Consider the following 14,685-nt stretch of genomic DNA (forward strand, 5'->3'; position numbering starts at 1 on the left):
GAACAGCTTCTAGTTTTGTAGTATAAATATTGATAGCATATTTTCCAGGTCCAAATGGCTCCATCCAAACGCCACGTTGTCCTTTTGAAACAATATTTCCGTGTTTGAATGTGTCTCCAGTAAGGTCTTTTCCGTCTTCGCCAATATAAGATATTACAACTCCAACATAACCAATTGGGACATCTGTCATTGGAGTTTGCTCAATTTGAATCGCCCAAGTATTGATATAATAAGAACCCGCAAGCATAACTTGTGGTTGCAATCCACGATTACCGCCATTTTTCAAAAACTGGTCAAAATCCTGAAAGTTATTGTGATTGTCTACAAATTTACCCGCAATTTGTCCGATTGGAATAGGTTCTCCATCCATTGCTGTAACGATACCAACCATATTTTCGTTTATAACGACTTGAGGGGTCAATATTACTTCAAACAAAAAAGTGTTAATTCTGTAAGAACCTGTAGTTATAAAAGCTGATTGACGTCCTTTTTGTCCGCCATTATTGAGAAATAAAGTGGCGTCTTGAAAATTATCCGAACTTACTTTTTGCGCCAAAATTCTACCTGTTGGAATTTCGGATCCATCTTTGCTCAATAATAAACCAATATTTCCTTCTGGAATAATGGTAAATGAAGTCATATTTACAGAATATTGCCAAGGCCACATTCCCCAATATAATCCTGGAGCTAATGTTTTTGCTTGAAAACCTGCTTCACCTTTAGTGGCGATGATTCTTCCATCAGGTAATGATTTTGCTGCTCCAAAGAGCACGAATTTCTTGGTAACTAAACCAATTTTATCCTCGGGAACAATTACCATTCCGAAGAAAACTCTTAATACGAACTTGTAAAGAACGAAACATAAAACTAATAATAATACCCACCAATAATCTGTAATTGTTGTCATAATTGCTATAAATTTAGACATCAAAAATAGAGAATTTTTCGCACTTTTAAATAAAAATAATAGTATTTTTACGTTTAATAATCTTACTAATTTTGAAGTAGAAATGAAGGCTGTTTATTCAAGTTATTTAGCTTTCAAAGCTGATAATTCCTCAAATAATTCTTTTTCTTTTTCAGTGAGATTTGTGGGGATTTTTATTTGATATTCTATGTATAAATCACCAAAACTTCCTTCTTTTTTGTAAACAGGAAAGCCTTTTCCTTTCAGTTTTACTTTGGTCCCGTTTTGGGTTCCGGGAATTACTTTTAGTTTTACTTTTCCGTCAAAGGTGTCGACGGTTATTTCTCCGCCTAAAATAGCGCTGTATAAATCCAAATCTACTGTAGAATGAAGATTGTGTTTGTCTAATTTGAATTTGGTATTATTTTGAATGGTGAATGTAATATACAAATCTCCTTTTGGACCGCCATTTCTTCCTTCTCCACCAAGACCGTTAATTTTTATAATCTGACCGTTCTCCACTCCTGCGGGAATGGTAAGTCGAATTTTTTTGCCATTGATTGTTAATTCCCTTTTTTGAGTGATATAAACATCTCTCAAGTCGAGGTTTAATTCTGCGTTATAATCGCCACCTTTTGACTGTCTAGTTTGACTTCTTCCTCCTGAAGTTCGACCACCAAACATCGATTCAAAAAAATCGGAATAATCGCCACCACCTGAAAATCCTTCAAAACCTCCGAATCCACCTTGCTGACCACCTCCGCCACGAGATTGTTGTTGTCTTTGTTTTTCGAACTCCTCGGAATGTTGCCAGTTTTCGCCGTATTGATCGTATTTTTTTCGATTTTCGGGATGGCTTAAAACTTCGTTCGCTTCATTGACTTCCTTAAATTTTCTTTCAGCTTCCTTGTCATTTGGGTTGAGGTCGGGATGGTGAGTTCTTGCTAGTTTTCGGTAGGCTTTTTTTACCTCTGCTTCTGTAGCACTTTTATCAATTCCCAATACTTTGTAGTAGTCTATAAATGCCATTTTTATATTGATTTTCTATTTTTAAATTGTCAAAAATTTGAAGAATAATCTATATTCAAAACACAATTAACAACAATAATCGTGGATTATTACTATAACCAAATTTAGTCAATTTTTTGATGTAAAAATAGGAAACTATGGTTTTTATTAAGATGAGTTCATAAAAATAAAAAGCCCCAAGAAGGAGCTTTTTATAGTTTGTAGATTGAATATTGTTGTATTAAAGATTACTGTTTTTACAACGGTTCTTCATTTTCTTTCTCGATGGTTTCTTCGGTTGTTTCTTCAATTGTTTCTTCTGGGATTTCTTCCGAATGTTCTGCTAAAGCCTCGCTGTCATTTTCTGCTTTTTTATTTTTTGAAAAAAAGTTTTTAATTTTAGTTCTAAATGCACCGAAAAAACCAAAAAAGGCTAGTGCTATAACTTTTCCAAACTTGGCAATAATGGCAAAGATTCCAACTTTTGCCAAAACCTTTCCAGCAACTAAACCTCCAATTGTCCACGCAGCAACTTCATCTACCGATGAATCGAAGTCTTTGTATTTGTATCCATCATTAAACTGAACAATATCCAAAACTTTATTAATGTCTTTTTGAACCAATGGCAATTCAGCTTTTGTTGCAATTGCATTGAGTACAAGAACTCCTTTTCTGCCAAGAACTCTCACATTATAATTTAACGTGTTTACATCGCTGTTGCCAAATTTTATTTCTTTGGCCCAATGAAGTATTTTTCTGTCTTCATCATAAAAAGGTTTTGCTGCCCAACCCACAATGCTAATTGGGTCATAACCTTCTTTTTTTCGCTCTTTATTTTCTTCTACCGTTTCTTCCTTCATTTGAGTCATCAACTCATCATAATCAATATCATCTGCATCATCATCTTTTACAAATCCAATTTCATCATATTGGATATTGAAAACATAGCCGTTTTCGCTCATAACTCCTAGGTTTTCAGGAAGAATTAATCCAAGGGTTAAATTGTCACTCTTTGGATTTCCCCATAAATCTACCAAAACCCTTTCGGATTGTTCCGGATTCAAGTATTTGAAACCATTTGGGATTATTATTTTCCCAACTCCATTTTTTAAACTAATTGTTCCGTGTTCATAATGAAACGAATTTTCAATAGAGTCAATTTTGATTTGTTGATTTTCTTCTTGTGAAAACGAGAATATTGTCAATAAACTCGCAATAAGTGTCAAAGTAGTTTTTTTCATTGTAGTAGATGATTAATATTGGAATTTTCAAATGTAATACATTTCTTAATATTAAAAACAAAATAATGTATTTTTATTTTAAGTAATTCTAGAAATAAAAAAAAGCCCAAATTGAGGCTTCTAGATGCAACTATTTTTAATACAATTTCTTGAATCTTTTGTGTGGTAAATAGGTGATGATGATTTCAATGAATCTAATGATCCAATAGGAAACCCAATTAACAAATCTTGAGGTCAATCTGTTCTTTAATTTTAGTGACTCAGGAGTTGTTTTTTCACATTGAAACATAATTTCATTAAGATGCAAAAGAAATTTTTTTGAAAATTCAACAGAATTAATGCCTACATTCATTTCGATGCTTGCGTAGGAACTCAAATTATTTAGGTTAAAAGAGCCAATTGTTGTCCATTGATTGTCAATCACGGCAGCTTTTCCGTGCAAAACAGATTTTTTCCATTCATACAATTCAATATTATAACGTAAAAGCTTGGAATATAAATAGCAACTGGCTCGTCTTGCCATAGGTAAATCTGAAATTCCGGATAGGATTAACTTGATTTTTACATTATTTTTAGATGCTTTTTTCAATGCAGTAATCAATCTTCTGCCTGGAAGAAAATAACTTCCAACGATGACTATTTCTTCCTTTGCCTTGAGGAATGATTTTATGTAGGTATTACTGATTTCGGATTTCCGTTTCAGCCAATCATTTTGTAGGATGTTGACGGTCACTTCTTCAAAATTCTGAAAAACAGAAGTTATTTTTTTTCTATTCACGCGTCTTTTTCTAAAATAAATATCCAAACAAATTTTAGAAAGTGATTTTGCAATCTTCATATCATTTATTTGAACTGCATAGTCTAGCCAAGGCGTTTTTGTTGCTGTTCCAAGGTATTTATCAGCAATATTGATTCCGCCAATTAATGCAATTTCAGAATCTGCAACGACTATTTTATGATGCAACCTTCTTCCAATATACAATGAGTTTGCAGAGAAAAAAGGAGAGAAGAGTCTAAAGTTGATTCCGTTTTGTCGAAGGTCGGTCATTAGTTCTCTTGGAAATGAAAACGAACCAAAACCATCAATAAGAATATAGATTTTTACATTTCGAGAAGCAGCTTTTTTTAAAGCTTCAATTATTTTTTTTCCAATGGTATCATTTTCAAAAATATAGGTTTGAATATGAATTTCAGTTTTAGCTTCCAAAATAATTCTTTCCAAACGAGAAAAATAGTCTTCGCCACTATGAACAAGTGTTATTGTTTCAGGTGAAGCATTAGAAATATATTGTTTTTGCATTTATTTGATAAGCTATTTTGAAATAAATGAGATTACTCAAATTTACGCAATTCTATTAATTTAAAATTAGAATTGGTCACAAAAAAATCCCCAACTATTTTCATAATTGGGGATTGAATATATGTTTTAAACTTTAATTATATAGCTTTCACGATTGCTACAAAATCTTCTGCTTTTAATGCAGCTCCACCAATAAGACCTCCGTCAACATCTGGTTTCGAGAAAATTTCTTTGGCATTGTCAGGTTTTACGCTTCCACCATAAAGAATAGAAACATCTTCGGCAACATCACTTCCAAAAGTTTTACGAACGGTTTCTCTAATAAATTCGTGCATTTCTTGAGCTTGCTCTGGACTGGCAGTTTCTCCAGTTCCAATTGCCCAAACAGGCTCATAAGCTAGAACTATATTTTCCCAATTCTTAGCTTCGATATGAAACAAACCATCTCTTAATTGGTTTTCTACAATATTAAAATGATTTTTAGATTGGCGATCTTTCAACTCTTCACCAAAACAAAAAATAACTGTCATATCGTGTGATAATGCTGTATCTACTTTTGAAGCAATTAATGCATCCGTTTCGTGAAAAATAGCTCTGCGTTCTGAGTGACCAAGAATTACAGTATTTACACCAACGCTTTTTAGCATATCTGATGAAATTTCACCTGTATAAGCGCCACTTTCTGCTTGGTGCATATTTTGCGCAGCAACATTAATATTTGTAAATTCTAAGTGAGCTACAGCAGAAGCTAAGTTAACAAAAGTAGGTGCTACAATAATTTGTGCATCACTTTCTGTTGGAACTAGTGCTATTAATTCATTCAATAAATCTTCTGTTTGTTCTGCGTTTTTGTGCATTTTCCAGTTTCCTGCTACAATCTTCTTTCTCATTTTAGTTGTGTTTGTAATTTGATAATTCTATTTTTTATTTATTTAATTTTTTTAATGTGTCATTAATTTTTTCAAAATCGGTTTCAATAGCTCTGTAAAGAACTATTTTTCCTGTTTTGTCTATGATAATATATCTTGGAATCCAATCTAAATCAATGGCTTTCCCAAAAACACCTTTCATTTGGTCGTTGGCCATAAAATGGTCTCCTTTGAGTTCGTGTTTTTTAATTCCAATTTTCCAATTTTCAGCTGTTTTATCCATCGAAATAAATACATAAGCTACATCAGGATTATTAGCTTGAAGTTCTTTTATTTTAGGCATTGCCTTTACACAATCGCCACACCAAGAAGCCCAAACTTCGACAACGAGTGTTTTTCCATTATACTTTTTTAGAATGTCTTGAAAGGCAACTTGACTTCCATCTGTCGCTAATAAGGTTTCAGCTAAAGCTTCTTTAGAAAATTCTTTTTTTTGTGCTTGAGTACAAGATAAGCTTATAACAGCAATAAGTAAAGCAAGTATTTTTTTCATAGTAAAAATTTTTAGCAAAGTTACATTTTAATATTTAGGATTCAGATTCAATTGATCAATATCATTATAATGCACCTTTTGGATTATATTCCCATAATGCATAACCACAAAACTAGGGTTGGCTCTTTCGATTGTTTTTAGAGGTGTTGCATCACAAAAAAGGAAATCAAAAGTGAAACCATATTTCTTTTTAATACTAGCAATTTCATCACTTGAAGAACCTGTTAATACAGCTACATAATAGCCTTTTGCAGTAGCTTCTTTGTATAATTTATTTAAGTTTTCCAATGCACCTGTATTTGCTTTTTCTAAATCATAAGCTACAATCCAAAGTGATTTTTCTTTATAAAAAAGCTCTTGAGTGTAATCATTACCGTTTAGTTCTAGTTTAAAATCGTGAATAGGAGGAAGGTAACCTTGAACTATTACTTTGTCTTTCCTGTCAACAAATTTAGCTCCTGCAGGAAGTGACATTAAATCTTTTTCGCTAAACTCTTTGTTTACGCCATTTACGTTGTAAATAAATACCATTTCTACAACACTTTTTGGAGCGTTTTCTGGGATTTCCATTGCAGTTTTTATATTAGTACCTACTTGATAAGGTCTAAAATCGATTATTGGTAAATGATTTAAAACCCAATATCCCATAAAAGCACACAAAACAATGCTGGTTAAAGCTAGACTATTTTGAATCGAATTTGAAAATAATGGTTTAATCAATTTTTGATTGTAAAATAGAATGAGGATAAAAACTAATAGCACAATATCTTTTGTAAAAGATTGCCAAGGAGTTAAATGCAGGGCATCACCAAAACATCCGCAATCTTTTACTACATCAAAATAGGCAGAGTAAAAAGTAAGAAATGCAAAAAGAACTACTAAAATTAATAAACTCCAAATCGTGAATTTTGATTTATAACCTATTAACAACATAACTCCCAGAACGACTTCTAAAATCACTAAAAATAAGGCTATTGCTAATGAAAATGGTACAAAAAAGGGCATATTAAAAACAGGTTCGCTAAAATATTCTTCCAGTTTATAGGAGAAACCTAATGGATCATTTAGTTTAATTAATCCAGAAATGATGAATAAAATCCCTACGAAAAGTCTGGAAAATTGTGTGATGAAGTTTTTCATAAAAGTTTTTTTTAAATTCCAAAAAGCAAAAAACAAATTTCAAATAAATTCAAAAGATTCAAATTTTTGAATTTTCAAAACTCAAAAATAGTAAATCGAATTTGGTCTAGTTTAGGATGACTTTTCGATTATTGATGAAAATATTTTTTTTAGTTCGTCTGATTCTTGTATTAATATATTTATTTCTGTTTCAAATTCAATATTGGTAGCTTTCAATATTTTCAACCAATAACTACTTTCTTTTGCTTCTTTTCTGCAAATTTTAATTCTAAAACAAAAATCTTTCTTACTCAAAGATTCATTCGCTTCAATATAATTTGCACCTACAGACCCCGAAGATCTAACATATTGTTTGGCATCTTCAATATTGGAAATGTTACGTGGTAATTTTTTTAAAAACAGCCTAGAATTTATTGCAAATTTCAAAGTCCGTTCTTCTAAATCGTATTTTTTAGGTTCCATCAGTTTTAGAATTTTGAAATTTTTAGATTTGAAATTTATTTGTTATTTGTCTTTTGCAATTTGTTTTTTAAAATTTCTTCATTAAAATCAATGCAAAAACGGCGTAATTAATCATATCCTGATAATTTGCATCGATGCCTTCAGAAACCAAAGTTTTTCCTTTATTATCTTCGATTTGTTTAACACGAAGTAGTTTTTGCAAAATTAAATCCGTCAATGAACTCACTCGCATTTCCCGCCAAGCTTCGCCATAGTCGTGATTTTTGTTTTCCATTAATTCTTTGGTGAGTTTTACTTTGGCATCAAATAATTGAGCTGCATCTTCTACATTTAAATCCGGTTGCTCAACAACGCCAAGTTCTAATTGAATTAATGCCATTACCGAATAATTAATGATTCCAATGAATTCTCCCGTTTCGTCTTCGTCTACTTTTCGAACTTCATTTTCTTGCAAACTTCTTATTCTTTGGGCTTTGATGAAGATTTGGTCAGTCAAAGATGGTAATCTTAAAATGCGCCAAGCACTACCGTAATCTTTCATTTTATTGACGAAAAGGGAACGGCAAATCGCAATCACCTTATCATATTCTTGTGAAGTAATGTTCATTTATTGATGTATATTTGTCACAAAAATAAGGATAATTATTTTGATTGAAGAATGATGATTAACGATTTTTGATTTGAAAATGACAATTAATTGTAAAGGACAACTTATAGATTTAGCTACTCCCAAAGTAATGGGGATTTTGAACGTGACTCCAAATTCATTTTATGATGGTGGAAAGTATAAAAGTGAAGCAGAAATTCTTTCGCAAGTAAGAAAAATGATTTCTGACGGAGCTACTTTTATTGATGTTGGAGGTTATTCGAGTAAACCAAAAGCAGAATATGTTTCTGAAAAAGAAGAATTGCTTAGAATAGCTCCTGTAGTTACCTTAATTCAGAAACATTTTCCAAAAACGTTGATTTCTATTGATACTTTTAGAAGTGAAGTCGCACGGATTTGTATAGAAAATGGTGCAGCAATTATCAATGATATTTCATCGGGAAGTATTGATGATAAAATGATGGAAACTATTGCCAAATATGATGTTCCCTACATTATGATGCACAAACGAGGAACATCTGAAACAATGCAAAAGATGACCAATTATGAAAATATCCTCAAAGAAATACTATTTTATTTTTCAGAAAAAGTTGCTTTGGCAAGAAGTTTTGGCATCAACGATTTGATTATTGATCCTGGTTTTGGTTTTGCCAAAACATTAGATCAAAATTACGAGATTTTACAAAAATTAGAATTGTTCGATATTCTTGAATTGCCATTGCTTATTGGTGTTTCTAGAAAATCAATGATATACAATAAAATAAAATGCACACCCGAAGAATCATTGAATGGAACCTCAATAATAAACACAATTGCTTTGACTAAAGGGGCAAATATTCTTCGTGTTCACGATGTAAAAGAAGCAATGGAATGTGTTACATTGTTCAATAAAACCATTCAATCATAATGAAATATTTCAGTTTTATTTTTCTTTTTATTTTGATTTCTTGTGGAAACAAAGAGGATATTTTGTTGCCAAAATCCGATGTGACAGTCGTTTCAAATGTATTGGATCATTCTCCAATTTATGTTTTTTATAGAACTAAAGGAAAAGATACTTTGGCAGAAGTCAACAAAAGAAACGAGATTATTTCTACCAGCTGGATTTTTAATATAGACAAGCGTTTGCCATTACGATTAGTGATTCCTGAAGTAATGAAGTTGCAGGAAAGAAAACGAAATGAAGTTGCTCATAAAAATGAATTAGCCGAAAATTATTATTCGTATGCGGACAGTATTGGTAAAAATTTGGCGTTTTTACCTTTCACGAAAGTGTATTATAAAATGGAGAAACCAAAATCTGGAGTTGTTGTTTTTTTTGATAAAAACAATGAAATTTGGGTAAATGGTTTGATACTAAAAAAAGATAAATTAGAAAATTTTCTAAATGAATTTTTAAAAGATAAGTCAACAAATTATCTGTTTTGCTTTGCAAAAGACTTGAATTTTGGTAGTTACGTTCAAGATGAAATTTTTATTCAAAGTTTAAAAATTGAAAATAAAGAAGAGTTTGTTGACTGAAAACTCTGAAATCTAAAGTCTAAAATCTGCAATCTAAAATTACTGATGATGATACGGTTCATTCTTCAAAATTGTGAATCCTCGATACAATTGTTCGATAAAAAATAACCGAACCATTTGATGCGAAAAAGTCATTAGCGAAAGCGAAATTTTACCTTGCGCTTTGGCATAAACCGTTTCCGAAAAACCATAAGGACCGCCAATTACAAAAACTAAAGTTTTTACTCCAGAGTTCATTTTCTTTTGTAATTCTTCCGAAAAAGCCACGCTTGAAAAGGTTTTTCCGTTTTCATCTAATAAAATAAGTTGATCGGTTGGCGTTATTTTAGCCAAAATCAATTCGCCTTCTTTTTCTTTTTGTTGACTTTCTGACAAGTTTTTTACGTTCTTAATATCAGGAATAATCTCTAAGTCGAATTTAATATAAAAAGAAAGACGCTTTTGATATTCATCAATTAAGGATTGAAGATTTTTATTGTCGGTTTTGCCAATGGCGATGAGTTTGATGTTCATAAACGTATGAATTAACTATCCAAAAAAGAATCTGAATTGTTTTTTTTGAATAATTTTATAAGTAACATAATTCCTGCAACAGCTTCAAAAGTCATTCCTACAATTAGAAATAAACTAGACCAATCTTCTGGTTCGTGAGTAATTTTAAAGTACGATCCAATAACTGTAATGACTGCGCCAATCAGGAATAAAACCAATATTTGTGTGTTTTTCATAAAATTATTTTTCCCTGATTTTGGCTACAATTTCTCTAATAAGCAATGAAGTCAATGCACCAATGACGAAAATAGAAAGAAATTCGACAGTTCTAATTGTACCGTGATCGATAATTCTCGAATAATTTCCAATGGAGATAATTAGCATAATTGCAATAACTACAGTTTGTCTTTTGCTATTCATAATTTTCCTATTTTAGATTTTCAAAGGTATTGAAAAGGACAATAACTTATATTTTTTGTATGGATTGTGTTTTCACATAATTCACATTTCTCTCTTTCAAATAATTTAAAATGTATTTGAAACAAACTTCGTGTTTTCCAATTAATTCTGGCGGAAAAACCCCTTTTTCGGTAAACAAACCTTCTAAGAATAGATTGGCTACTGCTGTTGCAGTATATCCAGTGGTTCTCGCCATTGACGAAGTTTGAGTTTCAGGACAATATTCGTCGTATAAATTATAGACCACTTCTTCGGTTTCTCCGGTTTTATTTTCCCCTTTTAAAGTCACTCGCATAATGGTTAATTCTTCTTCGGTTTCTCCTAATTTCCATTCGGAAAAAAGAATTTTGCTGGTGAAATCGAGAGGGGAAACTTCTGTTCCGTTAACTGATATTTTCTTTTCGCTAAAGAATCCACTGTCTTTCAAAACTCTCACATATTCAACGTGGCCGGGATATCGAAGTGTTTTTTCTTTCATATTCTTGATGTGTGGCATTGTAAAAAGTATCGACCGTAAACCATCAGAATTGAAAGATTCCAGAGTTCCTACTTTATCAAATTCTACATATTCACAGTCAGTCAAAGCTTCTCGAATAATGATATTTCCGTTTTCGACATAACGGGCAGGACGTGTATATTCTTCGATGACGTCAATTGGCGAAAAGGGAGCTTTATAATTAAAAGGCCATTTTTTAACTTTTGGCAAACCGCCCACTAAGGTTTCGAAATCAGTTAATATCAGATTTTCATTGTAGTAACCTAAGATGATATTATGCATTCCAGGAGCAACACCGCAATCAACAATTGCTGTTACACCATTAGCTTTTGCCAAGTCATCTAATTCGAGCGCATTTTCAGGGAAAAAGGAAATATCGACCACATTTTTGCCTGCTTCGATAACGGTCTTTATCGTCTGGAAGCCTAGAAATCCCGGGACTGCACATACGACAAAATCAAAAGCGGCAAGTCTGGAAAGAAGAGTATCCTTATCACAAACATCAACCTGTAAAATGTTGATAGCTGGGTGCTTTTTCTTGACGTGGTTTAATCGGACAATGCTTAAATCGGCTATTGTTACACTGTATTTCTTTGATAAATCTGCAGCCATTGCACTGCCAACCATTCCTGCTCCTAAAACGATTATTTGGGTCATATTTTATTTTGTTTAATCTACCGAAAAATATCTTATTTACTCAAAATGTTTTTGTAATAATTCCTTTAGAATATTCATATTAATTGGTTTTGAAATATAAGCATTGCAACCTGAATCTATAGCTTCTTTTTTATCGCTAGCAAAGGCATTTGCGGTTTGGGCAATAATTATCACATTTTTATTGAACTTTCGTATTTGTTTAGTCGCTTCGTATCCATTCATATCAGGCATATTGATGTCCATCATCACTAAATCGATGTCAGGATTTTTTTTGCAGACTTCAATGGCTTGAATGCCATTACTAACTTTTATTATTTCTTTACAAAAGGGTGTAAGGGCTTTTGTAATGAGTAATTTTGAAATTGAATCATCTTCAACAATTAGTGTTTTTAGATTTTTAACTTGAATTTCAGACTCTTTTTCGGAGAGAGATTTGTTCTTTAAAGATTCTGATTTTAAAATTGTTTCGTAGGGAATTGTAAAATAAAAAGAGGAACCTACGCTCACTTCGCTTTCAACCCAAATTTTTCCACCTAACATTTCTACATATGCTTTTGAAATTGATAATCCCAACCCAGCTCCTTGAAAAGCTCTTTTATCCGATATATCTGCTTGGATGAAGCGATCAAATATGGCGTGTTGCCTGCCTTTTGGAATTCCCACTCCTGAATCTTTTACATAAAATTCAAGTTCTGGGTTTTTATGGTCTGTTTTTAGTGTGTAACCAAAATCTATTATGCCATTATCACAAAATTTAATGGCATTTTTAACCAGATTTATTAAGATGGCATATACTTTTTCGCCGTCAGTTTTAATGAAAGCTTCATCCATTGCTAATCCGTTTTTATAATTTAGATAAATTCCTTTAGTTGAAGTTTCCAGTTTAAAGAAATTATAGATGTATTCTAACTTATCATTTATATTTGTTTCCGAAAAAGAAACCATCATTTGGTTGGACTCAATTTTTGAAATATCAATAATATCGTTGATGATTCCTAGTAGGCGATTGCCACTTTGGTCAATGATTTTTATATATTCTTGTTGGTTTTCTGGGGAGAGGTTTGTTTCTTTTAGCAAATTGGTAAATCCCAATATTCCATTCATTGGAGTTCGAATTTCGTGGCTCATATTCGCAAGAAAAGCTGATTTTAGTCGGTCGCTTTCTTCTGCTTGTTCTTTTGCTTTCAGAATTAAATCTTCTGCTACTTTGCGACTTGTAATATCACGAATAGATGCTTGAACAGCTGGCTTTCCATTGTAGTTAATCATAATGGATTGTGTTTCAACATCAATAATGGTTCCGTCGAGTTGTAGAAATTTTGCTTCAATCATTGGAGTGAAATCACCTATTTTCCTTAGCATTTTAGCCCTTTCTATCATAATTTTATGATAGTCTGGATGTATTCTATTGAAGATCGATTTGCCTATTAAATCATCAATATTGGTAGCTTTGATAGCTTTTGCAGCAGCAGGATTTACATAAATTGTAATTCCATCTCTATGCACTACTATTGCCTCTGGTGACCACTCTACTAATGAGCGGTAGCGTTCTTCATTTTCTTTAAGGACCTCTTCAGTATGTTTTCGTTCTGAAATGTCAGTTATGAAACTCATTGTTGCAGGCTTGCCCTCCCATTCAATCTTCACGGCACTAAAATCAAGCCAGATTGTAGTTTTATCTTTTTTAAATACTTTTACCTCATAGCTTTTGTTAACTCCTTCATCGTTGATACGTTTATTATAATTAGCTATAATTAAATCTCGATAGTCTGGATGTATAAACTCAGTAAATGGAGTGGTTAAAAGTTCTTTTTCTGTATATCCGAGAACTTCCATTACTTTAGAATTTACAAACTTTAAGGTGTTATCTTGTGCTACTGAAATACCTTCATTTGCTGATTCAATCAAAACCTTATAGCGTGTTTCGCTTTTTTGAAATGCTTCTTCAATAAGTTTGCGCTCGGTGATATCTTGATGTGTCCCAGAGATGAAAAGGGGATTGCTATTTTTGTCTCTTTTGTTAATTCTTCCTTTGTCGAGAATCCATATCCAATGACCGTTTTTGTGCTTCATTCTAAATTCGCACTCGTAATACTCTAGTTCGCCTTTTGTATGTTTTTCGAGTAATTCGTCAGATTTTTTTATATCATTTGGATGTGTGTATTTTTTCCAGGAATCAAAAGAAATAGGCAAAAATTCATCTAATGTGTAACCAATCATTTCCAAATAGCGATTATCATAGAATGCTTCTTTGGTTACTAAATTTAGCTCCCAAATACCCACATTTGTACCTTCTAAAACAGCAGACAGTCTTTGTTTCTCGCTTTGTAGTATTGTGTTTTTAGATTTAAGCTCGTGATTTTGAATCTTCAGTTCTTGAATGAGATGCAACAATTCAATTTCTGTAAGGTTAGAATCTGGTTTAGTGGATTGCTCTTTCAATTTTTTTTTATTATACAGATTTTTGGTTTACTATTTAAGTATAAAGTTGATTTTTGTTGTTGTTTTGTGTGAATAAAATTACTGAAATTTATTATAAAAAAAACATAAAATGTTATTATTTTTTTGATAAGATATTGACAATAGTATCATTATGCTTTTTAAATAGGATGCAAAAAAAAAAATCCGTTTTGGAAAAAACGGATTGATTTAAAATTATCGTAGAGATGTACTGCAGTGCATCTCTATGTTTTCATCTACAAGTGAATCACTTCGCCATAAGCATCGGCAACAGCTTCCATCACAGCCTCACTCATTGTTGGGTGCGGATGAATTGATTTTAGGATTTCGTGTCCAGTGGTTTCTAGTTTTCTAGCTACAACTGCCTCAGCAATCATATCAGTAACACCAGCGCCAATCATATGACAACCCAACCATTCGCCATATTTGGCATCAAAAATTACTTTTACAAAACCATCAGAATTTCCAGAAGCTTGCGCTTTTCCAGAAGCTGAGAATGGGAATTTACCAATT

15 protein-coding genes and 2 pseudogenes are annotated in these 14,685 nt (G+C 32.1%); 2 read left to right on the forward strand and 15 right to left on the reverse strand.

What is annotated here, in order from left to right:
- The 9 genes and pseudogenes from PHC28_RS01630 to PHC28_RS01670 form a co-directional block, all read right to left on the reverse strand.
- A pseudogene (locus PHC28_RS01630) lies at positions 1-907 on the reverse strand (flotillin family protein); the annotation flags it as partial.
- Between the two features lie 123 nt (positions 908-1,030).
- A complete protein-coding gene (locus PHC28_RS01635) occupies positions 1,031-1,936 on the reverse strand; it encodes a J domain-containing protein (RefSeq protein WP_300096058.1) in 906 nt (301 codons plus the stop codon).
- Between the two features lie 236 nt (positions 1,937-2,172).
- Entirely contained in the window at positions 2,173-3,156 is a 984-nt protein-coding gene (locus PHC28_RS01640) for a DUF2167 domain-containing protein (protein WP_300096061.1), read from the reverse strand.
- A gap of 136 nt (positions 3,157-3,292) precedes the next feature.
- A complete protein-coding gene (locus PHC28_RS01645) occupies positions 3,293-4,456 on the reverse strand; it encodes a phosphatidylserine/phosphatidylglycerophosphate/cardiolipin synthase family protein (RefSeq protein ID WP_300096064.1) in 1,164 nt (387 codons plus the stop codon).
- A 137-nt stretch (positions 4,457-4,593) separates the two neighbouring features.
- The gene (gene tpiA, locus PHC28_RS01650; protein WP_300096068.1) at positions 4,594-5,346 is read right to left on the reverse strand and encodes a triose-phosphate isomerase; all 753 of its coding nucleotides are present in this window, start codon (positions 5,344-5,346) and stop codon (positions 4,594-4,596) included.
- A 34-nt stretch (positions 5,347-5,380) separates the two neighbouring features.
- Positions 5,381-5,878, reverse strand: coding sequence for a TlpA disulfide reductase family protein (locus PHC28_RS01655; RefSeq protein WP_300096071.1), 498 nt, complete (start codon positions 5,876-5,878; stop codon positions 5,381-5,383).
- Positions 5,879-5,905: 27 nt separating this feature from the next.
- Positions 5,906-7,018: a BT_3928 family protein gene (locus tag PHC28_RS01660; protein WP_300096074.1), complete on the reverse strand. Its 1,113-nt coding sequence runs from the start codon at positions 7,016-7,018 to the stop codon at positions 5,906-5,908.
- A gap of 111 nt (positions 7,019-7,129) precedes the next feature.
- Complete coding sequence (locus PHC28_RS01665) at positions 7,130-7,480, reverse strand: four helix bundle protein (protein WP_300096077.1); 351 nt, start codon at positions 7,478-7,480, stop codon at positions 7,130-7,132.
- 67 nt (positions 7,481-7,547) lie between these two features.
- Positions 7,548-8,087, reverse strand: coding sequence for a DUF1599 domain-containing protein (locus PHC28_RS01670; protein WP_300096080.1), 540 nt, complete (start codon positions 8,085-8,087; stop codon positions 7,548-7,550).
- A gap of 79 nt (positions 8,088-8,166) precedes the next feature.
- Here PHC28_RS01670 and folP point away from each other — a divergent pair, with 79 nt between their 5' ends.
- Together folP and PHC28_RS01680 are read left to right on the forward strand one after the other, a co-directional pair.
- The gene (gene folP / locus PHC28_RS01675) at positions 8,167-8,994 is read left to right on the forward strand and encodes a dihydropteroate synthase (protein ID WP_300096083.1); all 828 of its coding nucleotides are present in this window, start codon (positions 8,167-8,169) and stop codon (positions 8,992-8,994) included.
- Entirely contained in the window at positions 8,994-9,608 is a 615-nt protein-coding gene (locus PHC28_RS01680) for a hypothetical protein (protein WP_300096086.1), read from the forward strand. Before folP ends, PHC28_RS01680 begins: the two co-directional genes overlap by 1 nt.
- A 39-nt stretch (positions 9,609-9,647) precedes the next feature.
- On the opposite strand, the gene rlmH is transcribed toward PHC28_RS01680, so the two are convergent.
- From rlmH to PHC28_RS01710, 6 genes and pseudogenes are all read right to left on the reverse strand, one after another.
- Positions 9,648-10,121 carry a 23S rRNA (pseudouridine(1915)-N(3))-methyltransferase RlmH gene (gene rlmH / locus PHC28_RS01685; RefSeq protein WP_300096089.1) on the reverse strand — a complete coding sequence of 158 codons (474 nt, stop codon included), beginning with the start codon at positions 10,119-10,121 and terminating at the stop codon, positions 9,648-9,650.
- 11 nt (positions 10,122-10,132) lie between these two features.
- Positions 10,133-10,336 (reverse strand): hypothetical protein, encoded by a 204-nt coding sequence (locus PHC28_RS01690; RefSeq protein WP_300096092.1) that lies wholly within the window; start codon positions 10,334-10,336, stop codon positions 10,133-10,135.
- A 4-nt stretch (positions 10,337-10,340) separates the two neighbouring features.
- Positions 10,341-10,520: a hypothetical protein gene (locus PHC28_RS01695; protein ID WP_300096095.1), complete on the reverse strand. Its 180-nt coding sequence runs from the start codon at positions 10,518-10,520 to the stop codon at positions 10,341-10,343.
- 46 nt (positions 10,521-10,566) lie between these two features.
- A complete protein-coding gene (locus PHC28_RS01700) occupies positions 10,567-11,712 on the reverse strand; it encodes a saccharopine dehydrogenase C-terminal domain-containing protein (RefSeq protein WP_300096098.1) in 1,146 nt (381 codons plus the stop codon).
- Positions 11,713-11,748: 36 nt separating this feature from the next.
- Positions 11,749-14,154 carry a PAS domain S-box protein gene (locus PHC28_RS01705; protein ID WP_300096103.1) on the reverse strand — a complete coding sequence of 802 codons (2,406 nt, stop codon included), beginning with the start codon at positions 14,152-14,154 and terminating at the stop codon, positions 11,749-11,751.
- A gap of 254 nt (positions 14,155-14,408) precedes the next feature.
- Positions 14,409-14,685 (reverse strand): annotated as a pseudogene (locus PHC28_RS01710) (dihydrolipoyl dehydrogenase); the annotation flags it as partial.

It is taken from the genome of Flavobacterium sp., assembly GCF_028712645.1.
In the GTDB taxonomy this organism is placed as follows: Bacteria; Bacteroidota; Bacteroidia; order Flavobacteriales; family Flavobacteriaceae; genus Flavobacterium.